The sequence below is a fragment of the Streptosporangium sp. NPDC000396 genome (assembly GCF_042898655.1).
Taxonomy (GTDB): Bacteria; Actinomycetota; Actinomycetes; order Streptosporangiales; family Streptosporangiaceae; genus Streptosporangium.
Genome location: NZ_JBIAZA010000020.1, coordinates 117963 through 141763, shown reverse-complemented (window position 1 = coordinate 141763; position 23801 = coordinate 117963). Strand labels below are relative to the sequence as shown.

Here is a 23801-nt window from a genome sequence, read left to right as displayed (position 1 = left end):
CGTACAAGTACAGCGTAGAGGAGTTGAGTGATGGCTGACCGCAAGTGGTGGGCGTTGGGAGCGATCTCGCTGGCCACTTTCATGACGTACCTGGACAACAACGTGATCAACGTCGCGTTGCCCACGATCCAGCGGGACCTCGGGTTGAGCATCTCGGAGCTCGAATGGATCGTGAGCGGCTACATCCTGGTCTTCGCCGGATTGATGCTGGTCGGTGGGCGCCTGGCGGACGTCTACGGACGGCGGCGGATCTTCATGATCGGCCTCGCTGTGTTCACGACGGCGTCCTTCACCGCAGGACTGGCCACGGACGGCGCGAGCCTGATCGCCGCCCGAGGAGTGCAGGGCGTCGGTGCCGCGCTCCTTACGCCCACGGCGCTCGCCCTGCTCCGCTCCGTTTTTCCTGACGCCCGGGAACGTGGGACGGCGATCGGCCTGTGGAGCGCGGTCGGCGCGCTGGCCTTGGCTCTTGGCCCGCTGACCGGCGGGTTCATCAGCGAGCGGGCGCACTGGGGGTGGATCTACCTGATCAACGCGCCTATCGGGATCGTCACCTTCGGTCTCGGGCTGTGGGCGATCAGGGTGGCCCCGCAGGACCGGGTACGGCACAGCCTGGACGTTCCCGGGCTGATGACGTCCAGCCTGACGCTGTTCGCGTTGACCTACGCGCTCATCGAGGGCGGGGGAGCCGGATGGACCTCGCCGGAGATCCTGGGCGCGTTCGGGCTCGCGGCGGTGTCGGCGGTGACGTTCACGGTGATCGAGCTCAGGAGCCGGGAGCCGATGATCGACCTGTCGCTGTTCCGGTCGCGAGTGTTCAGCGGGGGCATGCTGTCGACGGGGCTGTGGGCGTTCGGGGTGTTCGGGATCTACTTCTTCACCGCGTTGTACCTGCAGAACGCGTTGGGTTTCTCCCCTGTGGAGGCCGGGTCCTCGTTCGTGCCGATGGCGCTGCTGATGGCCGCGACCGCGGCCACCGCCCCGCGTATCAGCAGGGCCTTCGGAACCGCCCGGACCGTCGCCGCCGGGCTCCTGCTGATGGCCGTAGCGGTGCTAGGGATCTCCTTCGTCGGGGAGGGTGGCTCGTTCGGGGACTTGCTGCCATGGTTCCTGGTCTACGGTCTGGGTGGCGGGCTGCTGGTGCCGCTCACCACGGCCGTCCTGGCCACGCTTCCCCTCGACCGGACCGGGGTGGCCGCGGGCATCCTGAACGTCTCGCGAGAGGTCTTCGGCCTGCTCGGGATCACCGTCCTCGGCGCGATCCTCGGTGGCCGGCAGGCCTCGGTCCTCCGGGACGGAGCCGAGCCACTGACGGCCTTCCTTTCGGCCTACCAGTTCACCTTGGTCGTCGCCGCCGCCATCGTGCTGGTGGGCGTGCCTGTCAGCCTGTTCTCCCTGCGGGCCCCCAAGACCCCGGTGAGCGCCGAGCCCCCGACGGGTTCCGAAACCGCCGCCGAAATCCCCGCCGTACCGGCGGCGTGAGGGACGGCGAGGTGCCGCCCGCGCGTGACGCGCGGGCGGCACCGATGTCAGGAACCGATCTTCTTGCCCTGCGTGTGCCAGGCCACCACGACGGAGGGGCGAGGCTGGCTGGTGCCGCCGTCAGGCCAGTGGCTGCTGGGAGCCTCAGGGGTGGCGCCGTTGGTCTCGCCGGGGTGCTGGACGGCCACGAAGACGCTGCGCTGGTCGCGGGTGACCAGCGGGCCGCAGGTCTCGGCACCGACCGGGACGCTCAGGAACTGGCGGAGGTAACCGCGCTCGGGACCGCGGACCGGCATGGCGAACAGGCCGTCGTGGGCGCCGAGCTGGTTGCCGTCGGTGGAGATCCAGAGATTGCCGTCGGCGTCGAAGGTGACGTTGTCCGGGCAGGAGATCGGCGAGACCTTGGTCTTGTCGAACCCGCCGAAGTAGGTCGAGGGGTCGTTGGGGTCACCGCAGATCAGCGGCAGGCACCAGGCGAAGGTCGTGGCCCCGGCGTCGTTGTTACGCTCGACGATCTCCAGGACGTGGCCGTGCTTGTTCGCCGGGCGCGGGTTGGCCTCGTCCACCTGGGCCGGGGCCCGGCTGGAGTTGTTGGTCAGTGCCACGTAGACGCCGCCGGTGACCGGGTTGCGCTCCACGTCCTCGGGGCGGTCCATCTTGGTCGCGCCGACCTTGTCGGCCGCCACGCGGGTGTAGACGAGGACTTCCTGCGCGGTCATCCCGGGCACGTGCGAGACGTTACCGGTGACCAGGGGAATCCACTCGCCCGAGCCGTCGAACTGGCCGTCGGCGGGCAGCTTGCCGGAGCCGTCGATCTCCGAGGCCGGGCTGTCGCCGGTGAACTTGGCCACATACAGGGTGCCCTCGTCCAGCAGCGTCCGGTTGTGCCGGTCGAAGCCGGGGATGTAGCGCTTCTTCGAGACGAACTTGTAGATGTACTCGAAACGGGAGTCATCGCCCATGTAGGCCACGACCCGGCCGTCCCCGGCCAGGGTGGTGGTGGCACCCTCGTGGGACAGACGGCCCAGGGCGGTGCGCTTGATCGGGGTGGAGTCGGGGTCGAACGGGTCGATCTCCACGATCCAGCCGAACCGGTTGACCTCGTTCGGGTGCTTGGCGAGGTCGAACCGCTCCTCGACCCGGTCGAACCGGCGGCTGCCGCCGGGGATGCCGGTCGTGGCGCTCACGCCGTACCGGGTGAGGAAGGGCTTCTGCGCCTCGGGCACGCCGTTGCCGTTGACGAAGTACTGGTTGAAGTTCTCCTCGCCGCTCAGCACCGTGCCCCACGGGGTGGTGCCACCGGCGCAGTTGTTGAGCATGCCGACCGGCTCGACGCCCGCCGGGTCGGCGGCGGTCTTCAGCAGGTCGCTGCCCGCGGCCGGGCCGGTGAACTTCATGGGGGTCTGCACGGTGACGCGCCGGTTGTAGCGGCGGCGACCCTGCGTGACCAGCTTCCACTGGCCGGACCGGCCCACCCGCTCGATCTCGACCACCGAGCCGCCGTGCGCGGCCAGCGCGATCTTGATCTGCTCCTCGGTCGCGGCGGTGCCGTTGGTGTAGCCGCGGAACATCAGGTTCTCGTCGGTGTACTCGTGGTTCACCCAGAGCAGGCCGCGGTGGCCGCCCAGCGGGAAGAACGTCACGAAGTCGCAGTTGTAGCCGAACTGCGCGGCCTGCGCGGCGGCGGTCTGGTTCTCGAAGTCGAACGCCGGGGCGTCGGGCAGCACCGGGTCACCCCAGCGCACCACGGGCGCCGACTCGTAACCTTCGGGGACCGTCACCTTGTCGTCGGTGTTCGGCGGGACCGCGGTGAAGCGGAGGCCGCCGCGGCGACCTCCCTCGACCTCAAGGGACTCGACCTCAAGGCCCGGGTCGGCGGCGGCCGGGACGGCGGTGGTGATCCCCACGCCGACCGCGAGCGCGCCGAGGGCTCCGGCGCGCAGCACGCCACGACGGGACATCGCCTCGGCGACCACGTCGCCGAAGTACGGGTTGTCGCTGGTGTTCAGCACGTCGTGGGCGCACTGGTTGCCACAACGGAACTGGCAGGTAAGCGCGCTACGTCCACCCTTGTGAGGGCTCGTAAGCAGCGGGAGCATTCTGCGCGGCGACGGGTTCGCCACAGGGTCCTCCAAGGTTGTGCACGATCGTTCCGGCCGTGACGCTACGCGCACCAATAGAACCCACGGTGAACGACGTTTGCCCGGTTGATGAAGCATTTGTCGCAATCGGCCGGTCCGACGGGCGGGCATGATGGGGGCGTGCCACCTCACAAGCCTGATGCCGCCAAGGTCCGCGCCGCACTGGACGCCCAGCTGATCGCACTTGACGAGCCTCCCTACGACGGACCCGAAGATCTTCGGGCACTGCTGGAAGCCTGCGTGCCGGTGGTGCTGAGGGTATACGACCGGGGCCTGCGGCCGGAGCGGGAAATCGCACGCTTCGCCGTACGACATCTGCTGGACCGGCTGGCGGCGGCGGCTCCCGGCCGGACCGTCGAGGTGCGGGTCCCGCCCTACGCGGCGGTGCAGTGCGTGGAAGGCCCCCGGCACACGCGGGGAACTCCGCCGAACGTGGTGGAGACCGACGGGCGGACCTGGCTGGAGCTGGCCACCGGACGCCTGACATGGGCCGAGGCCATGGCGGCGGGGAAGATCGCGGCAAGCGGATCACGGGCCGACCTGTCGGAGCACCTGCCGCTGGGCTGAGCTCCCGCGGGCCATCCGCCGCCGGACTGCGCGACCACGAGCCATCCGCCGCCGGACTGTGCGGCCACGAGCCACTCGCCGATGCGGTGAGCACCCGCGGGCCATCCGCCGGTGCGCCAGGCGCCCGGGACCCGTGAAGGGTGTCCCGGGCGCCTGGCCGGCCGGATCACGGGGTGACCTGGACGCCGAACTTCTCCTCGATGCAGCGCTGCTGGAGCTCGGGCGGCAGGTTCACGCAGTCTCCGACCTTGTTGTAGAGCCAGGCCACGAACACCACGGCGATGATCAGGGTCAGGGCGCTCAGAACGATGCCCACCCAGGCCCGCCCGCGGTTGGAGTTCTTGGCGACCGCGACGATGCCGAGAATCAGGCCGACGATGGCCGTCAGCACGCCCAGGCCGCACGCGAAGAGCAGGAAGATGCTCACGATGCCGAGCACGAGCGCGGCGGTGCCGAGGCCGCCTCCCTCCTCTCTCCGGGACCACTGGTCGCCCGAAGGCGCGGGGTACGGCGGGGCACCCGGATACGAGGGCCCGCCCGGCGGGAACGGCGCCTGGTACGGCGGGCCCCCCGACGGGTAGGCCGAACCGCCCGGGGTCTCCGGATACGAGGGCCCGCCGGACGGCGTGGAGGGCGGTCGCTGACCGGGCTCCCCGGGCTCTCCGGGCTGACCCGTGCTCATGTGAGCTCCGCTGTAGGGGGAGGCGCGGGAGGCGTCGTCAGCGGAGGGGCCGTGGTGGGCACCGCCCGCGGGCTCGCCGTACGGGCCGCCCGGCGGCGCGCCCGTCTGGGAGCCCGCTTGGGGGCTCTCCTGGGAACCCGCCTGGGGGCCCTCGGACGGCGTCGACGGCTCGTAGCGCGAGGGCGGGGTCGCGCCCGGCGATATGTCCCGGTCGCCTTCACCGCTCACCGCCGACGCCTCCGGGGCGCTCTCCCAGCCGGGATAGGCGGCCGGGGTCGCGCCCGGCACGGTGTAGGTGTCCTGGGGCCCGGACGGGGCGGCCGGCGACTCGAAAACCGCCGTGCTCTCCGTGTCCGCCCGGGCGTCCGGGTGAGGTTCCCCCCGCACCGGTTCGGGGATCTCCGGAGCGGTCGGCACGTCCGGGTGCTCCGGCAGCGACGGCTCGCTGGGAGTGGAGATCGGCGGCCACGGCGGGGTCTCGCCGGGGACGGCGGGTTCCTCGGGTTCGGAGGGCTCCGGTCCCGCCGGCCGGTCAGGAGTCCCGGCCGGCCCCGAGATCGGGGGCGGCCACGTGGTCCGTCCGGAGACCGCCGGCGGCTCCGAACCGGGTGCCCGTGACGGCTCAGCGGGCGGTTCGCCCGAGTAGGGAGCGGCCGGTTCGCTCGGGGCGGTCGTCTCCTCGAAGACGCCGGACGACTGCTCCGGTTCGGCCTCTTCCCGCTCGGGCCGCCGGTCTCCCGGCTCCCGCCGCGGATCCGGCCTGTTCGGATCATCAGGCGTTGTCATGTCCATTCTCCCGACGCGTAGGCATGCCGGATACCTCACACTCCCCTGGGCCTTTCCGATGAAACAGGCCGACACGGCAAAAGACCGACGATTGTTCGGTCAAGGTGAAACAGGCGGCAGACCGGGACCCGAGGTGCGAGCAGCGAAGAGACCGACCTAGACTGAAGCACGTGCTGAAGGGCGACGGCCATCTGAGCCATGACCTTGACCCCCAGGACCGGCCCCCGAAAGACGCGTGCGGCGTCTTCGGTGTCTGGGCTCCTGGGGAAGAAGTCTCCAAACTCACCTACTACGGGCTGTATGCATTGCAGCACCGCGGGCAGGAGTCCGCGGGCATAGCAGTCAGCGAAGGCAGCCGCATCCTCGTCTACAAGGACATGGGCCTCGTGGCCCAGGTCTTCGACGAGTCGATCCTCGGGACCCTCCGCGGCCACCTGGCCGTCGGCCACTGCCGCTACTCGACCACCGGGTCGAGCGTCTGGGAGAACGCCCAGCCGACGCTGAGCTCGACCGAGGACGGCGGGCTGGCGCTCGCCCACAACGGAAACCTGATCAACACCCCGGAGCTGGCCCGGCGCCTGGCTCCCGGCGCGACCAGGGCCACCACCGACACCGAGGTCCTTACGTCGTTGCTGGCCCAGGACCGCAGCCAGCCCATCGACGACGCGGCCGCAGAGCTCCTTCCCCAGGTCAAGGGCGCCTACTCGCTCGTCTTCATGGACGAGAAGACGCTGTACGCGGCCCGCGACCCGCAGGGCATCCGCCCGCTGGTCCTGGGCTGGCTGGAGCGCGGCTGGGTGGTCGCCTCCGAGACCGCCGCCCTCGACATCGTGGGCGCCACGTTCGTCCGCGAGATCGAGCCCGGTGAGATGATCACCATCGACGAGCGCGGCGTGCGGTCCCGCAAGTTCGCGCTGCCCGAACCCAAGGGCTGCCTGTTCGAATACGTCTACCTGGCCCGTCCCGACACCACGATCGCCGGGCGCAGCGTGCAGAGCACCCGGGTCGAGGTCGGCCGCGTGCTGGCCCGCGAGCACCCCGTCGAGGCCGACCTGGTCATCCCGACCCCCGAGTCGGGCACCCCCGCCGCCGTCGGCTACGCCGAGGAGAGCGGGATCCCCTACGGCCAGGGCCTGGTCAAGAACTCCTACGTCGGGCGGACCTTCATCCAGCCGTCCCAGACGATCCGCCAGCTCGGCATCCGGCTCAAGCTCAACCCGCTGAAGGAAGTCGTCGCGGGCAAGCGGCTGATCGTCGTGGACGACTCGATCGTGCGCGGCAACACCCAGCGGGCGATCGTCAAGATGCTGCGCGAGGCGGGCGCCCGCGAGGTCCACGTCCGGATCTCCTCGCCTCCGGTCTCCTGGCCGTGCTTCTACGGCATCGACTTCGCCACCCGGGCCGAGCTGATCGCCGGTTCGCTCAGCGTGGAGGAGATCCGCGCCTCTCTCGGCGCCGACTCACTCGGATACATCTCGCTGGAGGGCCTGACCAAGGCGACCACGATCCCCGCCGAGCGACTCTGCCGGGCCTGCTTCGATGGTGTGTACCCGATCCCCATCGACCGTGACAACGTGGGCAAATACGTCTTGGAGGCCAAACTGTGACCAGCTACGCCGCTGCCGGCGTGGACATCGACGCGGGCGAGCGCGCCGTCGAGCTGATGAAGTCGAAGGTCGCGCGGTCGCGTCGGCCCGAGGTCGTGGACGACGCCAGCGGCTTCGCCGGCCTCTTCGACGCCTCGGCCCTGCTGAGCTACAAGCGGCCGCTGCTGACCACCTCGACCGACGGGGTCGGCACCAAGGTCATGCTGGCGCAGGCGCTCGGCAAGCACGACACGATCGGCATCGACCTGGTCGGCATGGTCGTGGACGACCTGGTGGTCTGCGGGGCCGAGCCCCTGTTCATGACCGACTACATCGCCTGCGGGAAGGTCGTCCCCGAGCGGATCGCCGAGATCGTGGGCGGCGTCGCCGAGGGCTGCCGCATGGCGGGCTGCGCCCTCATCGGCGGTGAGACGGCCGAGCACCCCGGCGCCATGGGCGCCGACGAGTACGACCTCGCGGGCGCCGCCACCGGCGTGGTGGAGGCCGAGAAGATGCTCGGCCAGGACCGGGTCCGCGAAGGCGACGTGGTGCTGGCGCTGGCCTCCTCCGGCGTGCACTCCAACGGCTATTCGCTGGTCCGGCACATCATCAAGATCGCCGGTCTCTCCCTGGAGGCCGAGTTCGCCGAGCTCGACCGGTCCCTGGGCGAGGAGCTGCTGGAGCCGACCAGGATCTACTCCCTGGACTGCCTGGAGCTGGCCCGCTCGGTCGACGTCCACGCGTACGCGCACATCACCGGGGGCGGCCTGGAGGGCAACCTGTCCCGCTCCCTGCCGCCGACGCTGGACGCGCTGCTGGACCGCTCCTCCTGGACCCCTCCGGCCGTCTTCGAGGTGCTCGCGGGGCACGGCAAGGTGGCGCAGGCCGACATGGACCGCACCTTCAATCTGGGTGTGGGCATGGCGGCGATCGTTCCCGCGGACGCCGTCGACCGGTCCCTGGCCCTGCTCAAGGAGCGCGACCTCCCGGCCTGGGTGCTCGGCGAGGTCGTCCCCGGCACCGGCCAGGCACGTTATCGCTAGCGCCCATCCCGCCGGGTCCCGTCCCGTGGGCCTCGCCCACGCCGTGAACCGCCGTGGACCGGCAAGGCACGTCATCGCCGGCGCCCATCCCGCGGGCCTCGCCCATGCCGCGAATCGCCATGGACCGGCAAGGCCGATGCCTCGCGGGACCCAGGGGGCGTCTGGCGGGTCTTCACCCACCGGGCACTCCCCGGGACGCTTCCCGGCCGCGACTCCTGGAGAGGGCGCCGGTCATCCCGCCGCCCGCCGCCTCGCCGTACGCGGAAGATCACCCGGTACGGCGAAGGTACGCCGAGTAGCGCTCCGGGCCACCGGAGCGCTGTCGGAGACCAACGCGCACGGAGAAAACACCCGGTGGCTTTTCAGCCACCGGGTGCCTTGCTCGCACTCAATCTGGAGGCCGCCTAACGGCGGCCGGACGTCCCGTCACCACGGTCGTCTCCAGAGCCGAAGTCATCGGCGTAATCGGCATACCGATCCGCCAGCTCATCGTAGGAGTCGTTGGCGTCGTCATTGTGGTTGGAGTCAGCTCTGACTCCGAGCTCGTCGCGAAGACGCTCAAGATCAGTGCCACCGCTGTTGTACTTCAGCTGGCGAGCAACCTTGACCTGCTTGGCCTTTGCTCGGCCGCGCCCCATTGGCTCGACCCCCTCGTGTGGGGTCGTGCCCGACCCCTCGTCGCTAACGCACCGCGCACTGACGCCACCTGACTAAGGCGTCAGCTCTCGTTCGACTACAACCGTACCTGTTTTACGCCCGGCTCGGTACGCCGTATGGGCGTGAGGGGCTAGTGGCCCAGCCAAATGCCCCTAATTCGCCCGACTTCCGACATTCTGCGTTCCGCTAGCCTATCGGCTGCGACGGCCGGCGGTATGCCATCCTCCGCCGCCGCGGCGAAGATCTTGAGAGTCGTGTCATAGATCTGGGTCGCCTTTGCCTTCGCCCTGTCCATGTTGAACCCCTGGATCTCGTCGGCGACCTGGATGACGCCGCCGGAGTTGACCACGTAGTCGGGCGCGTAGAGGATGCCCCGGTCGGCGAGCTCCTTCTCCACTCCCGGGTGGGCCAGCTGGTTGTTGGCTCCACCACAGACGATCGTGGCGCGCAGCCGGGCGACGGTGTCGTCGTCCAGCGCCCCGCCGAGCGCGCACGGCGCGTAGACGTCGATGTCGGCCCCGGTGAGTTCCAGCTGGTCGGCGACGACCTCCACCTGGGGGTGCCGCTGCCGGACCCGCTCGACGGCCTGCTCGCTGACGTCGCAGATCACGACCTCCGCGCCGTCCTCGACGAGGTGGTCCACCAGGCGGTGGCCCACCTTGCCCACGCCCTCGACACCGACCCGCCTGCCGCGGAGCGTCGACACGCCGTGGAGGTGCTCGGCCGCGGCCCGCATGCCCTGGAACACGCCGAAGGCGGTCAGGATCGAGGAGTCGCCGGCCCCGCCCTGGGCCGGCGTGCGGCCGGTCACGTAGGAGCTCTCGCGGGCCACGATGTCCATGTCCTCGCTGTAGGTGCCCACGTCGCACGCGGTGTAGTAACGGCCCCCGAGGGACTGCACGAACCGGCCGTAGGCGCGCAGCAGCGCCTCGCTCTTGTCCTTCGCCGGATCGCCGATGATGACGGCCTTGCCGCCACCGAGGTCGAGCCCGGCCAGAGCGTTCTTGTAGGCCATCGCCCGTGAGAGGTTGAGCACGTCGGCCAGCGCGGCCTGCTCGCTCTCGTAGGGATAGAACCTGGTGCCGCCCAGGCTCGGGCCGAGGGCGGTGTTGTAGATCGCGATGATCGCGTGGAGGCCGCTGCGCTCGTCGGAGCAGAAGATGACCTGCTCGTGCTTCGCCTGGCCGCTTGCGGGGCTTGTGTCCTTGTGAGACAGCCCGAAGACGTCGGTCACTGTGGTGACTCCCGGTCGTCCGGTCCGCCGCTCCTTCGCGGCGGAAATCGCTCTCAGCGTATCCATAACCTCCGGTGAACGATGAGGGAAACCTCGCCTTCTCACCAGGCGAGACATGACAAGCGACGCCATGGCTCAGAGCGGGTCGATACCGGACAACAGCAGGTCCTTCATGACACGATGCGGTCGTGCTGCCCTATGCCGCTTACCTCCGCGTCTACGAACCACTGGCCGCGTTCACCCCGTCTGAACGCGACTCATGGGCCGCTTACGCCGAAGCGACCGACCGCCCTCGCCGCGCGAGCGCGCTCCACGCCGAGCACGGCGAGGCAGTCCGCCGCCTCCTGGGGGTCCCGCCCTCCCCGGCCCCCGCCCAGGAGAGCCCCAACGCCTATCTCAGGCGCGTAGAGGAGGTGCTCTACGTTTGCCCCTGGCAGAGCAGACTGAGGTCGTGGCTGGCCTTCTCACGCTTCCGGGGGGCGACTCCGGTGAGGTTGATGGAGCAGTTCGTGCCGATCTCGATCGCCGAGCAGACGGCCGACGACTTCGACAGGTTCAAGCGCCGGAGCGGCTCGGCCGCCCTGCGCACCCACATCCGAACCTCGACATGGCATGTTCCGACCTCATGGTTCATCCCCTTCGACGGGAACGAGCGCTGGCTGGTGCTCGACGGCGACCGGGGGCCGGGGGGCACGACCACCATGCGTAACCTTCTCTACGTCACGTCCATGGCCCAGGCCCGCCGCCGCAGCGCCCGCGCCCTGCAGATCATCCGCAAGTATGTGGGCCAGGTCGCGGTGACCGCCGAGGTCGAGGAGGTCGCACGCTGGCTGGAGGAGTTCCACCCGCACTCGCTGGTGGAGCTCGACTACGGCGGCATCGTCCATCTCATGGACGACGAGAAGCTCCAGGCCGACCAGTCCGTCGCCGAGCTCTCGGCAGCCCTGACGGGTCTGGAAACCGGCGAGGAAGAGTTGGCCTTCGCCATGTATCAGCGGGTGATTCTCCGCTGGAGATCAATACAACTTCTCGAATCAGCAAACTGAGTCGCAAATCATCCCTCTGACCTGCATAAGTAGTTCGGTCGATGACCGGCGACACGTCTACGAACTGAGTAGTTTGCCGTTTTCACTGCGATACCACGAAACGTGTCGCTAGAATCACCGAGCGTGACAACAACAGGTGCACAAGAGAGATGAGCCACGCAAAGGCTCGCCAATCGCTCTACGTGGCTGTATGGTCACATCGGGTGATGCCGCATATGGTCCGAACAGCCGCACGCAAGGGGCCATAGGGGGACATCCGTGAGAAGCGTCAAATCGCAGGATCGCTGTCGCCGGTCCACATGGAGGAGAGGCCGCACAAATGTCAGCTCGTACACCCGAGGCGGAGCCGTTGCTCACCCCGGCAGAGGTCGCAACCATGTTCCGCGTCGATCCCAAGACCGTTACGCGGTGGGCGAAGGCGGGCAAGTTGACGTCCATCCGCACGCTGGGCGGACACCGCCGCTACCGGGAGACCGAGGTTCGCGCGCTGCTCGCGGGGATTCCGCAACAGCGCTCCGAGTAAGACGGGGGCCGTCACGGACCTAGGGGGAACCAGGCGCGCGCTCACCGTGTGAGCGCGCAGGCCACACGGGTTGTTTGTGGGGAGCGGCGTCGCCCGCCCGGCGCCGCCCCGGCAGAGCCCCGTACGGCTCCCGCCGAGACCTTCCCGACCTGGCCGGCTACGCCATCTGGTTGCGGTCCAGATTCTCCAGTAGCCGCTGAACTCGCGGATCATGATTCGCCGCCACCCCGAGCAGGGCCACCATGTGGTCGACGAGCATACGCTCAAGGGCCGGACGCTCGATGTCCCTGTGCTCCAGCCAGTCAAGGCCGGCCGTCTCCACGGACGCGATCCACGAGCGCAGGGTGGCGCGAAGCACCGGGATCGGCTCCTCGACCTGCATCTGCCTCATGAGGAGGTGGAAGAGACGGTGCCGGACGTTGTCGACGATCTCGCCGATCTCGCCGCTGCGGTTGGCCGGACCGCCTTTGAGGAGGGCGGCGAAGCCCGCCGCGTGCTCCTCGACGAAGTCGAAGTAGCGCGTCAGACCCCAGGCGAGCTCGTCGAGCGGGTCACCGCCGCCGACCGGTTGGAGCCGCGCCTCCAACTGGGCCGCCGCACTCTTCAACGCGGCGACATAGAGCTCCTGCTTGCCACCGAAGTAGTGGTAGACCAGGGCTCGCGACGCCCCCGCCGCCGAGGCCACGTCGTCGATGGACACGTCTTCGGCCTCACGCGTGCTGAACAGCTCCAGGGCCGCCGCCATGAGTTCCTCACGGCGCCGGTCCACACTGAGCCTGCGCCGCGCCGGTCGCGCGCCCTCCGCCACAGGCTTGTCCTGCTTGGCGGCTCCGGATGTCGAACCCACAGTCCGCACACTATCGGAGTCGATACCCGGCGGCGCTGACGGCAAGATCGGAGCTCCATCGGGCGGAAGCCGTACCCCATTCCGAACTCGATCGTTTTGAGTGACAGGTGCCCATCCACCATCACGGGGGAGAGCCATGTCAGGACCACCGGTCAACATCACCGTCACCCGAGCCCGCGAGTTCGCCGATCCCGTCTCGTCAGACGGCGGCGGACCACGTCCACGGCCCACGATCCGGAACGTGGCCGAGCGAGCCGGTGTCTCCAAATCACTGGTCTCGCTTGTACTACGCGGATCACCGCACGTCAGCGAGCATCGCAGGCAAGCCGTGTTACAGGCGGCCAGAGAACTCGGCTACCGGCCCAACGCGGTCGCGCGCAGCCTGGTCGAAGGCCGCACCCACCTGGTCGGGGCGCTCGTCGCCGACCTGCACAACCCGTTCTACGCCGAGTTCCTGGACGGCCTGCAGGAGAGCCTGCACGGCGACGGGCTCCGGCTGCTCATCGGCAACAGCCAATGGGAACCGGCCTTCGAGGACGAGGCGGTCGAGGCGTTCCTCGAACTGCGAGTGGACGGACTCGTCCTCCTCGGCATCGCGCCCACCAGCGAGACGCTCGTCGAGGCCACCGGTTACACGCCGACCGTCGTGGTGGGCGAGCGCGACATCAACCTCGGCGGCGTGGACATCGTCGTGGACGACGACCAGCTCGGTGCCCGGCTGGCCATCGACCACCTCGTGGAACTCGGCCACCACCGGATCGCCCACATCGAGGGCTCCCGCTTCTCCTCCGGCCGGTTCCGGTGCGAGGGCTATCTCGTCGCGATGCGCAGGCACGCGCTGGCGCCGTACATCATGGTCGAGCAGGGCGACTCCACGGAGGAGGGCGGGGCGCAGGCCGCGCACAAGCTGCTCACCCGCGACCCCCGGCCCACCGCGATCTTCGCCGCCAACGACGCCGTCGCCATGGGCGTGCTCTCCGCGGCGGCCGAGCTGGGCCTGCGCGTGCCCCAGGATCTCTCCGTGGTCGGGTACGACAACACCCACCTCGCCGGAACCCGGCCGATCTCGCTGACCACCGTCGAGCAACCCCGCCGGGCCATGGGCCGCTCGGCCGCGGCCCTGCTCAGCGACCGGATCGGCGACCCCAGCAAGGCCTCACGTCTGCGCCAGGTCAACCCGCAGCTGATCGTAAGGCGTAGCACGGGCCCCGTGCCTCGGTAAAAGGGCCTGCCTGGAGCGTTACATCACGCCCAGGCAGGCTCCAAGATCTCGTCAAAACCGGGTCAACCTCCGAAGTGGCGGTGAGCCCCTGGTGTTCACTCTGGCATTGACGAGGGGGGTAACAATGCGTGATCCAGAACTGGTGTCATGCGCCCAGCGCGCGGCCGCCGAGCTTGAGCGGGCGTGGGTACATTGGCGGGCCGCCCGAGGCCGGAACGGGGATGCCGGCGCCGAGTCCGTGGCGAGCTACGTGGCCCATTCGATCGACCATCCGTGGGGGCGCCCACGCGTCGTCCTGGGACTGGACGCGGAGGACGCCCGGGAACTCGCCTCGCTCCTGCAGAAGCAGGAAGTAGGGGAACACGTCTGGTGATAACGGCTTAGTCACGACGTCGGGCCACGTAAGTTGGATGGTTGACGATTCCTTCGAGGGGGACGAGCGTGACCAGCAAAACACTCGGGGCGGCCCTTGTTCTGTGCGGCCTGGGCGCCGCGGCCTGCGGTGGCACCGCCGGTGCGAGCCCGGCACGGGACAGCGGGCCGGTCTCCCACGAGGTGACCTCGGCGGCCGGAAGCGTCCGCGACGCGAGCCTGGCGGCCACGGGCACCCCGGCCCCGGCGGCCGGGAGCACCAAGGCCCAGCCGCTGAGCGGCAAGGTCGTGGTCATCGACCCGGGCCACAACGGACTCAACGGTAAGCACCCCGAGGTCGTCAACAAGCAGGTCAACGTCCTGACCAAGTGGAAGCCCTGCGACACCACCGGGACGGAGACCCCAGGCGGCTACAGCGAGGCGGCTTTCAGCTGGGACGTCTCCCAGCGCATGGCCAAGATCCTCAGGGATCGGGGCGCGACGGTGAAGCTGACCCGGAAGAACAACTCCGGCGTCGGCCCGTGCATCACCGAGCGGGCGGCCATCGGCAACGAGGCCAAGGCCGACGCGGTCATCTCGGTTCACGGCGACGGGTCGGGTTCCGCCAACCACGGTTTCCATGTGATCATGCCGAAGAAGATCAACGGCCCGGTGGACCCGGTGGTCGGCGCGTCCAGGAAGCTCGGCCTGGCCGTCCGCGAGGCCTACAAGGCCGGCACGGGCCTGCCGTACTCCACCTACATCGGCAGCAAGGCCCTGGACTTCCGCGATGACCTGGGCGGCCTGAACCTCTCCACGGTCCCCAAGGTCTTCATCGAGTGCGGCAACATGAAGAACCCGGGCGAGGCGGCCAAGTTCCAGGACCCGGCGTTCCGGCAGAAGGTCGCGCTGTCCCTGGCCAACGGCATGCAGAACTACCTCAAGTAGTGACGCCCGGTCCCGGGCGGGTTCCGTGCGGAACCCGCCCGGGACCGGTTTGGCATGATCTAAGGCATGGCCCATCTCCTGCCGCGTCCGGCCGTTTTCGAGCCTGCGGACGGCTCTTTCGAACTCTCCTCCGGCACCTCCGTCTCCGGTCCCGCCGAGCTGGTCGACGCGGTACGGCTGGCGCTCGCCGTGCTCGACCTGCGGCCCGCGGAGTCGGGAACGGTCCGGGTGGAGCGGGACGCGTCGCTGGGAGCGGAGGCATACGCGTTCGAGGTGACGGCCGAAGGCGTGCGGATCGCGGCCGGAGACCGGGCGGGGGCGTTCTACGCGGGTCAGACCCTGCGGCAGCTGCTTCCCGACGAGGCGTTCCGGGCGGTCGCCCGGGACGGTTGGGCCGTCACGGCGGGCCGGGTGGAGGACGCGCCCCGGTTCTCCTGGCGCGGGGTCCACCTGGACGTGGCACGGCACTTCCTGCCCAAGCGCGAGGTGCTCCGGATGGTCGACATCATGGCGGCGCACAAGCTGAACCGGCTCCACCTGCATCTGGTGGACGACCAGGGGTGGCGGGTCGAGAGCCGTTTCGCCCCCCGGCTGCACGAGGTGGGCTCGCACCGGCCGCGCACGATCACCAGCTACTACGGGGAGGAGCCGGCCTTCGACGAGGTGCCGCACGGCGGGTACTACACGCTGGACGACCTCGCGGAGATCTCCGCCTACGCCCGGGCCAGGGCCGTGACGATCGTGCCGGAGATCGACGTGCCCGGGCACGCCTCGGCCGTTCTCGCCGCCTACCCGTCGCTCGACGCGCGGGCCACGGGCGGCCGGAAACCCGAGCCCTTCCCCGTGCTGGACCGGTGGGGCATCTCCCCCGCGATCCTGTCTCCGCTCCCCCCGACGATCGACTTCCTGACCGCGGTGATCGACGAGATTCTCGGCGCGCTCGGCGAGACCCCGTACGTGCACGTCGGCGGGGACGAGTGCGTGCTCGACGACTGGGCGGCCGCACCGGAGATCGTCGCGTTCCAGGAGGAACTCGGACTGGAGAGCCTGAGCGGCCTGCACGCCTGGTTCCTGCGCCGGCTGGCGGACGTGCTGGCCGAGCGGGGCAGCCGGGCCGTCGTGTGGGACGAGGCGTTCGTCAGCGGCACGCTTCGGGACGACACGATCGTGATGCCGTGGCGGGGGCGGGAGGTGGCTCGGCGCGCCGCCGAGGCCGGGCACGACGTGGTGCAGACGCCGGTCTTCCCGCTGTACTTCGACTACGCCGAGGCCGCGTCGGAGCGGGAGCCGATCGCCATTGGCGACACGATCACCGTGTCGGACGTCGCGGCCTTCGACCCGGCCCCGGAGTCATGGACGGCCGGGCAGCGGGAGCGTGTGCTGGGGGCGCAGTTCCAGTTGTGGAGCGAGCGCCTGCCCGACGGCCGTGCGGTGGACTACCGGGCCTGGCCACGAGGCTGCGCGCTGGCCGAGGTCGCCTGGTCCGGCTCGGCCGGCTCCGGGTTCGGGGAACGCCTCGAAGGTCATCTGGGCCGCCTGGACGCGATGGGGGTTGAATATCGCCCGCTGACCGGCCCGCACCCCTGGCAGCTCGGCGGGGCCGGCCGCCGCCGCCACCGCCCGGGGGTCGTCAGGGTCGACAAGGCCATGAAGCACCTCGAAGAGATGACCCACGCCGGGGAATCGACCCGCCCCAGCCTCTGACCCCGGCCGACGGCGCCCCGGTCGGCGGATGGTGACAACCGGGGCGCGGCTTCAGGGGATCAGCCGGCCACCTCGTAGCCGGCCTCCTTGATGGCGGCGCGGATGGCCGCGTCATCGAGGTCGTCGGGAGAGCCGCCAGAGACGACCACCCGGCCGCTCTCCAGGTCGACGTCCACTCCGGTGACGCCGGAGACCTCGCCGACCTCCTCCTTGACCGAGCTGACGCAATGGCCGCAGGTCATTCCGGTAACGGTGTATGTGATCACGCTCATCGCGCCTCCAATATCCGGTGTTACCCGCAGAGGGTATTGCTCAGGTCGCGGTGCGACCGATGATTTCGCGGAGATCGCTGACGCGATGACGGCGGAGACGGCGGGCGAGCTCGCGATGGATCCGGTGGGCCCAGAGGGGACCCTCGTAGATCATCGCACTGTAGCCCTGGACCAGGGTGGCTCCGGCGAGCAGGCGCTCCCAGACGTCGTCCACGTCCTCGACACCGCCGACGGAGACGAGCACCAGGCCGTCGCCCACCCGGCCGCGCAGTCTGCGCAGCACCTCAAGCGAACGGGCCTTCAGCGGGCGCCCGGACAGGCCGCCGGTCTCCGTGCTGGAGACGCCCTCGCGGCTGATCGTGGTGTTGGTGGCGATGATGCCGTCAAGACCGAGCTCAAGGGCCAGGTCGGCGACCGCGTCCACATCTGCGTCCGCCAGGTCAGGGGCGATCTTGACCAGCAGCGGGGTGCGCTTGGGAGTGCTGTCGGCGACTTCCTTGACCGCCCGGAGCAGCGGGCGCAGCAGCTCGACGGCCTGCAGGTCGCGCAGGCCAGGGGTGTTCGGCGAGCTCACGTTGACGACCAGGTAGTCGGCCAGCGGAGCCAGCTGCTTGGCACTGGCCACGTAGTCGTGGACGGCCTCGGACTCGGGAACGACCTTGGTCTTGCCGATGTTGACGCCGACGATCGCCGGGACGCCGCGGGCCCTGCCCAGGACCCGGGCCGCGGCGCTCGCGCCGGCGTTGTTGAAGCCCATCCGGTTGATGATCGCCCGCTCGCGGGGCAGGCGGAACAATCGGGGTCTGGCGTTGCCAGGCTGGGCGTGCGCGGTGATCGTGCCCACCTCGACATGGCTGAAGCCGAGCGCGGACATGGCCTCCACACAGCCGGCGTCCTTGTCGAAGCCCGCCGCCAGCCCGAACGGGCCGGGGAAGTGCACGCCGAACGCCTGCACGCGCAGAGCGGGGTCACGCGGCGCGAGACGACGGTGAACAAGCCGCTTGACCACGGGCGTCACCGAGAGGAGGCGAAGCGCGTTGATCGTCAGATGGTGCACATCTTCCGGATCGAAGCGGCTGAGGACCTGCGTGAACACGAATCGATACATCACCGATCAGGTTAGTGCCCCGGCGGGGTGCTACTCGCGCCGGCCGTACCGTCAGGCTGCCGGATCAGCGGAGACCGGCGGACACGGGGCGGGACGATCGGCTGGAGCCATATATCACCGTCAATAGATCCTTAAGCGTTTCGCAAGCCGGAAACGACAGGCTGAGGGCATGAGCATCATGTCGCGTTCGGCCACCGTCCGTCGGCGCCGCACCCTGGCGCACACCGTGCTCCGCGATCTGAAGGAGACCGGCAGCACCACCGTGCCGCCCTGGTGGGAGCCCGAGATCCAGCAGGAGTTCGGTGGCCTGGACGGATTCCTGGCCGAGCTGAGCCGCCAGTGGTGGACGGCGTACGCCGCGCATCTGGACGCCCTGATCGAGCTCGGTCTCGACGACCCCTCCCAGGCGTGGACCGACGTCACCGAGCAGATGCCGCACCTGCGGGCCGTGCTCGACTCCTACTCCGACGAGTCCGCCCTCGCCGAGGCCGAGCGGCGTCACTGCGACGTGCTGCGCTGGACCACCCGGCGTGAGGCGCGCCACGCTGCCTGAGGTTTTACCCGCCGTGTAAGACATATCCGCCCGTCGTTGGGTAGCCCCCAACGATGGCCAGGGCACTCGACCACAGAAATCGCCAAGACTCGGACCACCGCCTGGGGATGCGGCTCACGTTCGCGGTGGGGGCCGTCGCGTTGTTCTCCGTGCCGTTCATCCTGCTGCTGGTGTTCGTGGTCTCCTCCTTCGCGCCGCTGAACGGCTTCGACGAGAGTACGGCCCGGCGGCTGCACGCATATGCCCTGGCCAATCCCGGCTACGCGGACTTCCTCAAGGTGGCGACCGAGGTGTTCGGGCCGTGGACATGGCGTGGGCTGGTGGTGGCGGTGACCGCCTGGTTGTGGTGCCGGGGCGCGCGGCGCCTGGCGATCTGGGGAGTCGTCACGATCACCGTCAGCGGCCTGCTGAACCTGGCGGTCAAGGATCTCGTCGATCGGGCGCGTCCCGCCCTGCCCGATCCGGTGTCGTGGGCGCCGGGCGCCTCGTTTCCCTCCGGGCACGCGATGGCCGCGGCGACAGGCGCGTGCGTTCTCGCCCTCGTCCTGCTGCCCTCGCTGAAGAGCAGGGCTTCCCGGGTCGCGACCTGGATCGCCGCGGCGGCCGTCACGGTCTTCGTCGCCTACACCCGGGTGGCGCTCGGCGTCCACTGGCTCAGTGACGCGGTGGCGGGGATCACCCTGGGCTTCGTGGTGGTCGCGGGGACCACCACCGGGTTCGAAAGGTGGCGGCGGGAAGAGGGCCGCAAACCGGTCGAACCGTACATGGAAGGCATCGAACCCGAAGCGTTCCGAAAGACGAGTTCGGGGTAGCTGGCGCGTCATGCCGAAAGTGCTGATCGACTTCAGGGGTGTGACGCGCCTCATCCTGCTGCCCCTCGCCGGCATGGCCGCCCTGACGGTCGGCATCGGACTGCTGATCACCAAGGTTCTGCAGACCACCACCATCGCCGCGAACGACCAGGGGGTCAACGAGCGGCTGGCCCGGGACCGGACGACGCTCTGGACCTCCGTCACGGACGTGGTGTCCAACATGTCCGACACTCCGGTGATCATCGCGGGCACCGCGTTGCTCTTCGTCGTCTTCCGGCTGGCGTTCAGGCGCTGGAACGAGTCGATCTTCCTTGCTCTGGCGGTGTTCTCCCAGTCGGCCATCTTCCTGCTGGCGACCGTCTTCGCCGAGCGGAAGCGGCCCACGGTCTCACATCTGGACCCCGCGCCCCCCACGTCCAGCTTTCCCTCGGGGCACACCAGCGCCGCGGTCGCCTTCTACTGCGGCATCGCCCTGGTGCTGACCCTCCACACCCACCGCCACAAGATCCTCAACGTGCTCTGGTGGCTGATCGGCCTGAGCGTCCCCGTGGGCATCGCCTACTCGCGGATGTATCGCGGCATGCATCATCTGAGCGACGTGGGCTGGGGCTTCCTGCTCGGCCTGGTCTGCGTCGCGGTGGCCGCCAACGCCCTGCTGGCGCGACGGCCCTTGGCCGGCACGGAGCCCGTGGTGAAGGAAAAGCTCGGGGCGTAGGAACCGCGTCTCCGCGGCCCCCGCCGCGACCGGTTCCTCCACAGCTTTCCGGGGTGGTTCACACCATGGAAGACCGTACGAACATATGCCCGCCAGTTACTATACGTGCTAGAATAATTACTCTATGCTACGAAGTACGATAGAAGTCCCGATAGGGGATTGAGTTCTCCTCTTTAGGGCACGAGCAGCCAGCCGGCCGGACTTACCATCGTTCGACGGCTACCCTCAGGAAGGAAGCCGGCCAATGGAACGCCAGCCCTTTGTCTGTCATACCTGCACGGGTGTTCTTCTAACCAGCGACTCTCGCGACTACACGCCGCAGCGGGGACGCCTGATCGTAACCAACGGATACTGCACCTGCCCGCCCGCCGTACAGACCCCCGTGGAGCCCAGCGCGCACAGGCAGCCGCAGGCCGAGCAGGCACCCTCCGACAAGACCGTGATGGCGGGCACCTGACGGCGCCCGGCAGAGCGGCTCCCGGCCGTGGCGCGGTCCAGGCAGACCAGGTGATCGGACACACCTCCATGATCATGCAGCCACTCCCGGGCCACGCCTCCGATTCCTGACACCTCCCCCAACCCCCACCGAAGGTTTCTCCCACGGGGGAAAGTCTTATGGCATGGCGCTCGCCATAGCGGACGAATAAGACAAATATGGAGGTAAGGGGCATAGGGAAGGGGGCGCCATGCAAGCAAGCGGTGACGCACGGCCGGTGGTCGTCGGATACGACGGTTCGACTGCGAGCGGACGGGCTCTTCGCTGGGGCATCGACGAAGCGCGCATGCGATTCGTTTCACTGATCGTTTGCCACGCCTGGCATTTGCCCTATCCCATGCCGCCCGTGAGCCTCGAAGCGATGGAAACCGTGAAGCGCATGGGCCAGCACGTGCTCGACAGGGGGGTAAGTCTGGCACGCGGGCTGGCTCCCCGGTTGGAGGTGCGCGAGGAGCTGATGACGGGGTCGCCGACCGCCGCCCTGATGAGCGAGTCGTCCCTTGCGGAGCTGGTCGCGGTCGGTCAGCGCGGGGTGGGCGGCTTCGAGGAGTTGCAGATCGGCTCGACCGCGATACAGCTCGCCTCGCACGCGCACTGTCCCGTGGCCGTCGTCAAGGAGCCCACCAGCCCGAGAACGGATCGCGTCGTGGTCGGTGTGGACGGCGCGAATCCTGAGCGGGCGGAGCTGGGGGTGGCCTTCGAGGAGGCGCGGCTGCGGCGGGCGTCGCTGCTGGCGGTCTGCCTCTGCCCCGCCGGCACGGACGACACACGGCGGCTGGCCGCCCACTTCCACGCCACCGTTGGGGCGTGGGAGGAGAAATATCCCATGGTGGCCGTGGAAACCGCCGTCGAGACGAGACCTCACGCGACGGTGCTCTACCAGGCGGCCGACCGCGCGGACCTGGTGGTGATCGGTGACCGCGGTCAGGACGACCCGGTCGAGCTGCCACTCGGCCTGATCTGCCAGGCGCTGCTGCGCGGAGCGCCGTGCACGGTCATCGTTGTCCCGTCGCGGGCATTCTCCACGTCCTCTCGATGAGCTGGCCGCGTTCGGCCCGGATGATGTGGATGACCGCGTTGATGAGGGCCAGGTGGGTGAAGGCCTGGGGGAAGTTACCCAGATGGCGCCCGCTGACGGGGTCGATCTCCTCGGCGTAGAGGCCTAGCGAGCTGGCGAATGAGAGGACCTTCTCGCAGAGCCTGCGGGCGCGGATGTGCTCCCCGATCTCCGTCAGCGCCGAGACGAGCCAGAACGAGCAGATCGTGAAGGTCCCTTCCTCGCTGGACAGGCCGTCGTCGGTCTCCTTCGTCCGATAGCGCAGGACCAGATCGTCGACGGTCAGATCGTCGGCGATGGCAAGGACGGTGTTGCGAACCCTCGGGTCACTGGGCGGCAGGAAGCGCACCAGCGGGATGAGCAGGAGGGACGCGTCAAGGGCGTCGCTGTCGTAGTCCTGTTTGAAGATCCCCTGCTCGCTGACGCCGTTGGCGCACACGTCGGCGTGGATCTCGTCGGCGATCCTCTGCCAGCGCTCGGCCAGTTTCAGGTCTTCGCGGAGCCGGGCGAGCCGCGCCCCCCGGTCGACCGCCACCCAGCACATGACCTTCGACGAGGTGAAGTGCTTGGGCTCGCCACGCACCTCCCATATGCCCCGGTCGGGCTCCCGCCAGTATTTGATGGTGCACTCGACCTGGCGCTTCAGCACGGGCCAGATCCGTTCGTCCAGGTGATCCCGGGATCGGGTGTGGATGTAGAAGGATTCGAGGACCGCTCCCCAGACGTCGTTCTGGCGATGCTTGTAGGCGGCGTTGCCGACCCGGACAGGCCTGGACCCCTCGTAGCCGGACAGGTCATCGAGAATGTGCTCCTTCAGGTCGCGCTCGCCGTCGACGCCGTACATGACCTGGAGCTCCGGGTCTCTCTCAGCGACGTCGGCGATGAAGAAGAAGAAGTCGTCGGCCTCCCAGTCGAACCCGAGGGTGTACAGGCCCCAGAGGGCGAAGGTGGAGTCGCGGATCCAGCTGTAGCGGTAGTCCCAGTTCCGGTCCCCGCCCGGTGTCTCGGGCAGAGAGGTGGTCGCCGCCGCGATCAGCGCGCCGGTCGGGGCGAAGGTCAGGCCCTTGAGGGTGAGGGCGCTGCGTTCCAGGAAGCTGCGCCAGGGATGGTCGGGGAAGTTTCCTCGGGCAAGCCAGTGCTGCCAGTGGTGGGCCGTCCACACGAGCCGGTTGTACGCCTCCGCGAAGGTGTAGGGCGGCTCGTGAACGGTCCATGACAGCGCGCAGAAGCGCGTGTCTCCCTCTCGCAGCAGGGTGCGTGCCTTCGCCCGCGCCTTTTCGAAGCCCAGCCGCAGGTCAGTGGTGAGCTTGAGTTCCAGGGTCTCCCCGTCCGCACGGGCGACGCCCTGGTGATAGCCCCGGTCCGTGTAGTCCCATTGGGCCGGTTTACGGCCGTAGTCGAACACCGGCTCACAGTCGAGCGTGACCTGCACTTCTCCGCTGACGCAACGCACCGTGCGCAGCAGCACGTGGCTGGCGTCGTAGTCGGTCGGTGCCCTCCTGTGCGTGTGGGAGAGCTCGTCCTCGTGATGCCACGGCCCCATGAGCAGCAGATCTCGCACGATGATCCAGCCGGTCGGCGTACCCCAGCTCGTCTCCAGCACCATGGTGCCCGGCAGGTACCGGCGCGCGGCCGGCACCGTGAGGTCGGCGGGGCCGAGCCGGAATCCCCCGGCGTCCCGGTCCAAGATGGCGGCGAACACGCTGGGCGAATCCATCCGGGGCAGGCACAGCCACTCGACGTTCCCGCTCGACGCGACCAGAGCGGTGGCCTCGCAGTCGGACAAGAAGCCGTAGTCCCCGATAGGTGGAAAAGGAGAGGAGCCGGAGAACATGCCTCTCGGTGGATCCATCGTCATGCGTTGACCTGCCTTCCCCGGATCTCGTCCAGGCAAACTCGCCGAGGGCGCGAGCGGCGGCCGGGGAGCATCCCCGCACACCGGCGAAACGGACTTCAGAGCATGATGCGA

General features: G+C 69.1%; 23 protein-coding genes. 14 read left to right on the top strand and 9 right to left on the bottom strand.

Annotated elements, in window-relative coordinates; translation table 11 throughout:
* Positions 1-30: 30 nt before the first annotated feature.
* Positions 31-1482 carry an MFS transporter gene (locus ACFY2X_RS29825; protein ID WP_389944453.1) on the top strand — a complete coding sequence of 484 codons (1452 nt, stop codon included), beginning with the start codon at positions 31-33 and terminating at the stop codon, positions 1480-1482.
* Positions 1483-1529: 47 nt separating this feature from the next.
* Here the strand turns inward: ACFY2X_RS29825 and ACFY2X_RS29820 are convergent, their stop codons facing one another.
* The gene (locus tag ACFY2X_RS29820) at positions 1530-3581 is read right to left on the bottom strand and encodes a PhoX family protein (RefSeq protein WP_389944569.1); all 2052 of its coding nucleotides are present in this window, start codon (positions 3579-3581) and stop codon (positions 1530-1532) included.
* Between the two features lie 162 nt (positions 3582-3743).
* On the opposite strand from ACFY2X_RS29820, the gene ACFY2X_RS29815 reads away from it, so the two are divergent.
* Complete coding sequence (locus tag ACFY2X_RS29815) at positions 3744-4190, top strand: sterol carrier family protein (RefSeq protein ID WP_389944450.1); 447 nt, start codon at positions 3744-3746, stop codon at positions 4188-4190.
* A gap of 166 nt (positions 4191-4356) precedes the next feature.
* Here ACFY2X_RS29815 and ACFY2X_RS29810 read toward each other — a convergent pair whose 3' ends face one another.
* Positions 4357-5658: a hypothetical protein gene (locus tag ACFY2X_RS29810; protein ID WP_389944447.1), complete on the bottom strand. Its 1302-nt coding sequence runs from the start codon at positions 5656-5658 to the stop codon at positions 4357-4359.
* 170 nt (positions 5659-5828) lie between these two features.
* On the opposite strand from ACFY2X_RS29810, the gene purF reads away from it, so the two are divergent.
* Together purF and purM are read left to right on the top strand one after the other, a co-directional pair.
* Complete coding sequence (gene purF, locus ACFY2X_RS29805) at positions 5829-7265, top strand: amidophosphoribosyltransferase (protein ID WP_389944444.1); 1437 nt, start codon at positions 5829-5831, stop codon at positions 7263-7265.
* Positions 7262-8287, top strand: a complete 1026-nt coding sequence (gene purM, locus ACFY2X_RS29800; protein WP_389944442.1) for a phosphoribosylformylglycinamidine cyclo-ligase — start codon at positions 7262-7264, stop codon at positions 8285-8287. Before purF ends, purM begins: the two co-directional genes overlap by 4 nt.
* Positions 8288-8691: 404 nt before the next feature.
* Here purM and ACFY2X_RS29795 read toward each other — a convergent pair whose 3' ends face one another.
* Both ACFY2X_RS29795 and ACFY2X_RS29790 read right to left on the bottom strand, forming a co-directional pair.
* Positions 8692-8925, bottom strand: coding sequence for a DUF3073 domain-containing protein (locus tag ACFY2X_RS29795; RefSeq protein ID WP_389944440.1), 234 nt, complete (start codon positions 8923-8925; stop codon positions 8692-8694).
* Positions 8926-9074: 149 nt separating this feature from the next.
* Positions 9075-10178: a Glu/Leu/Phe/Val dehydrogenase gene (locus ACFY2X_RS29790; protein ID WP_389944438.1), complete on the bottom strand. Its 1104-nt coding sequence runs from the start codon at positions 10176-10178 to the stop codon at positions 9075-9077.
* Positions 10179-10366: 188 nt separating this feature from the next.
* Between ACFY2X_RS29790 and ACFY2X_RS29785 the strand changes: the two genes are divergently transcribed.
* Complete coding sequence (locus tag ACFY2X_RS29785) at positions 10367-11224, top strand: hypothetical protein (RefSeq protein ID WP_389944435.1); 858 nt, start codon at positions 10367-10369, stop codon at positions 11222-11224.
* Positions 11225-11543: 319 nt separating this feature from the next.
* Positions 11544-11747, top strand: coding sequence for a developmental transcriptional regulator BldC (bldC, locus tag ACFY2X_RS29780; RefSeq protein WP_013133571.1), 204 nt, complete (start codon positions 11544-11546; stop codon positions 11745-11747).
* Positions 11748-11904: 157 nt separating this feature from the next.
* Here the strand turns inward: bldC and ACFY2X_RS29775 are convergent, their stop codons facing one another.
* Positions 11905-12594, bottom strand: a complete 690-nt coding sequence (locus tag ACFY2X_RS29775) for a TetR/AcrR family transcriptional regulator (protein WP_389944432.1) — start codon at positions 12592-12594, stop codon at positions 11905-11907.
* 136 nt (positions 12595-12730) lie between these two features.
* Between ACFY2X_RS29775 and ACFY2X_RS29770 the strand changes: the two genes are divergently transcribed.
* From ACFY2X_RS29770 to ACFY2X_RS29755, 4 genes are all read left to right on the top strand, one after another.
* Positions 12731-13816, top strand: coding sequence for a LacI family DNA-binding transcriptional regulator (locus ACFY2X_RS29770; RefSeq protein ID WP_389944429.1), 1086 nt, complete (start codon positions 12731-12733; stop codon positions 13814-13816).
* Positions 13817-13940: 124 nt separating this feature from the next.
* Positions 13941-14189, top strand: coding sequence for a hypothetical protein (locus ACFY2X_RS29765; RefSeq protein WP_389944428.1), 249 nt, complete (start codon positions 13941-13943; stop codon positions 14187-14189).
* A 68-nt stretch (positions 14190-14257) separates the two neighbouring features.
* Complete coding sequence (locus ACFY2X_RS29760) at positions 14258-15115, top strand: N-acetylmuramoyl-L-alanine amidase (RefSeq protein ID WP_389944425.1); 858 nt, start codon at positions 14258-14260, stop codon at positions 15113-15115.
* A gap of 66 nt (positions 15116-15181) precedes the next feature.
* Complete coding sequence (locus ACFY2X_RS29755) at positions 15182-16819, top strand: beta-N-acetylhexosaminidase (RefSeq protein ID WP_389944422.1); 1638 nt, start codon at positions 15182-15184, stop codon at positions 16817-16819.
* 59 nt (positions 16820-16878) lie between these two features.
* Here ACFY2X_RS29755 and ACFY2X_RS29750 read toward each other — a convergent pair whose 3' ends face one another.
* Positions 16879-17091: a heavy-metal-associated domain-containing protein gene (locus ACFY2X_RS29750; RefSeq protein ID WP_389944420.1), complete on the bottom strand. Its 213-nt coding sequence runs from the start codon at positions 17089-17091 to the stop codon at positions 16879-16881.
* A gap of 40 nt (positions 17092-17131) precedes the next feature.
* On the bottom strand, positions 17132-18199 hold the full coding sequence (locus tag ACFY2X_RS29745; protein WP_389944418.1) for a quinone-dependent dihydroorotate dehydrogenase: 1068 nt from the start codon (positions 18197-18199) through the stop codon (positions 17132-17134).
* A 169-nt stretch (positions 18200-18368) separates the two neighbouring features.
* Here ACFY2X_RS29745 and ACFY2X_RS29740 point away from each other — a divergent pair, with 169 nt between their 5' ends.
* From ACFY2X_RS29740 to ACFY2X_RS29730, 3 genes are all read left to right on the top strand, one after another.
* Entirely contained in the window at positions 18369-18752 is a 384-nt protein-coding gene (locus ACFY2X_RS29740) for a hypothetical protein (RefSeq protein WP_389944415.1), read from the top strand.
* A 107-nt stretch (positions 18753-18859) separates the two neighbouring features.
* A complete protein-coding gene (locus tag ACFY2X_RS29735) occupies positions 18860-19564 on the top strand; it encodes a phosphatase PAP2 family protein (RefSeq protein ID WP_389944412.1) in 705 nt (234 codons plus the stop codon).
* Between the two features lie 10 nt (positions 19565-19574).
* Positions 19575-20279 carry a phosphatase PAP2 family protein gene (locus ACFY2X_RS29730; RefSeq protein WP_389944409.1) on the top strand — a complete coding sequence of 235 codons (705 nt, stop codon included), beginning with the start codon at positions 19575-19577 and terminating at the stop codon, positions 20277-20279.
* Positions 20280-20588: 309 nt separating this feature from the next.
* Here ACFY2X_RS29730 and ACFY2X_RS29725 read toward each other — a convergent pair whose 3' ends face one another.
* On the bottom strand, positions 20589-20798 hold the full coding sequence (locus ACFY2X_RS29725; RefSeq protein WP_389944406.1) for a hypothetical protein: 210 nt from the start codon (positions 20796-20798) through the stop codon (positions 20589-20591).
* 167 nt (positions 20799-20965) lie between these two features.
* Between ACFY2X_RS29725 and ACFY2X_RS29720 the strand changes: the two genes are divergently transcribed.
* Complete coding sequence (locus tag ACFY2X_RS29720; RefSeq protein WP_389944403.1) at positions 20966-21814, top strand: universal stress protein; 849 nt, start codon at positions 20966-20968, stop codon at positions 21812-21814.
* Here the strand turns inward: ACFY2X_RS29720 and ACFY2X_RS29715 are convergent.
* Positions 21771-23690: a glycoside hydrolase family 15 protein gene (locus ACFY2X_RS29715; RefSeq protein ID WP_389944400.1), complete on the bottom strand. Its 1920-nt coding sequence runs from the start codon at positions 23688-23690 to the stop codon at positions 21771-21773. The genes ACFY2X_RS29720 and ACFY2X_RS29715 overlap by 44 nt on opposite strands.
* Positions 23691-23801 lie beyond the last annotated feature (111 nt).

Bases quoted from the DNA above. Each gene is read 5' to 3' on its own strand.
- ACFY2X_RS29750 (WP_389944420.1), bottom strand. From the start codon at position 17,091: ATGAGCGTGATCACATACACCGTTACCGGAATGACCTGCGGCCATTGC.
- ACFY2X_RS29715 (WP_389944400.1), bottom strand. From the start codon at position 23,690: ATGACGATGGATCCACCGAGAGGCATGTTCTCCGGCTCCTCTCCTTTT.
- ACFY2X_RS29810 (WP_389944447.1), bottom strand. From the start codon at position 5,658: ATGACAACGCCTGATGATCCGAACAGGCCGGATCCGCGGCGGGAGCCG.
- ACFY2X_RS29770 (WP_389944429.1), top strand. From the start codon at position 12,731: ATGTCAGGACCACCGGTCAACATCACCGTCACCCGAGCCCGCGAGTTC.
- ACFY2X_RS29825 (WP_389944453.1), top strand. From the start codon at position 31: ATGGCTGACCGCAAGTGGTGGGCGTTGGGAGCGATCTCGCTGGCCACT.
- ACFY2X_RS29740 (WP_389944415.1), top strand. From the start codon at position 18,369: ATGAGCATCATGTCGCGTTCGGCCACCGTCCGTCGGCGCCGCACCCTG.
- ACFY2X_RS29745 (WP_389944418.1), bottom strand. From the start codon at position 18,199: ATGTATCGATTCGTGTTCACGCAGGTCCTCAGCCGCTTCGATCCGGAA.
- ACFY2X_RS29765 (WP_389944428.1), top strand. From the start codon at position 13,941: ATGCGTGATCCAGAACTGGTGTCATGCGCCCAGCGCGCGGCCGCCGAG.
- ACFY2X_RS29820 (WP_389944569.1), bottom strand. From the start codon at position 3,581: ATGCTCCCGCTGCTTACGAGCCCTCACAAGGGTGGACGTAGCGCGCTT.
- ACFY2X_RS29730 (WP_389944409.1), top strand. From the start codon at position 19,575: ATGCCGAAAGTGCTGATCGACTTCAGGGGTGTGACGCGCCTCATCCTG.
- ACFY2X_RS29755 (WP_389944422.1), top strand. From the start codon at position 15,182: ATGGCCCATCTCCTGCCGCGTCCGGCCGTTTTCGAGCCTGCGGACGGC.
- ACFY2X_RS29735 (WP_389944412.1), top strand. From the start codon at position 18,860: ATGCGGCTCACGTTCGCGGTGGGGGCCGTCGCGTTGTTCTCCGTGCCG.
- ACFY2X_RS29795 (WP_389944440.1), bottom strand. From the start codon at position 8,925: ATGGGGCGCGGCCGAGCAAAGGCCAAGCAGGTCAAGGTTGCTCGCCAG.
- ACFY2X_RS29720 (WP_389944403.1), top strand. From the start codon at position 20,966: ATGCAAGCAAGCGGTGACGCACGGCCGGTGGTCGTCGGATACGACGGT.
- bldC (WP_013133571.1), top strand. From the start codon at position 11,544: ATGTCAGCTCGTACACCCGAGGCGGAGCCGTTGCTCACCCCGGCAGAG.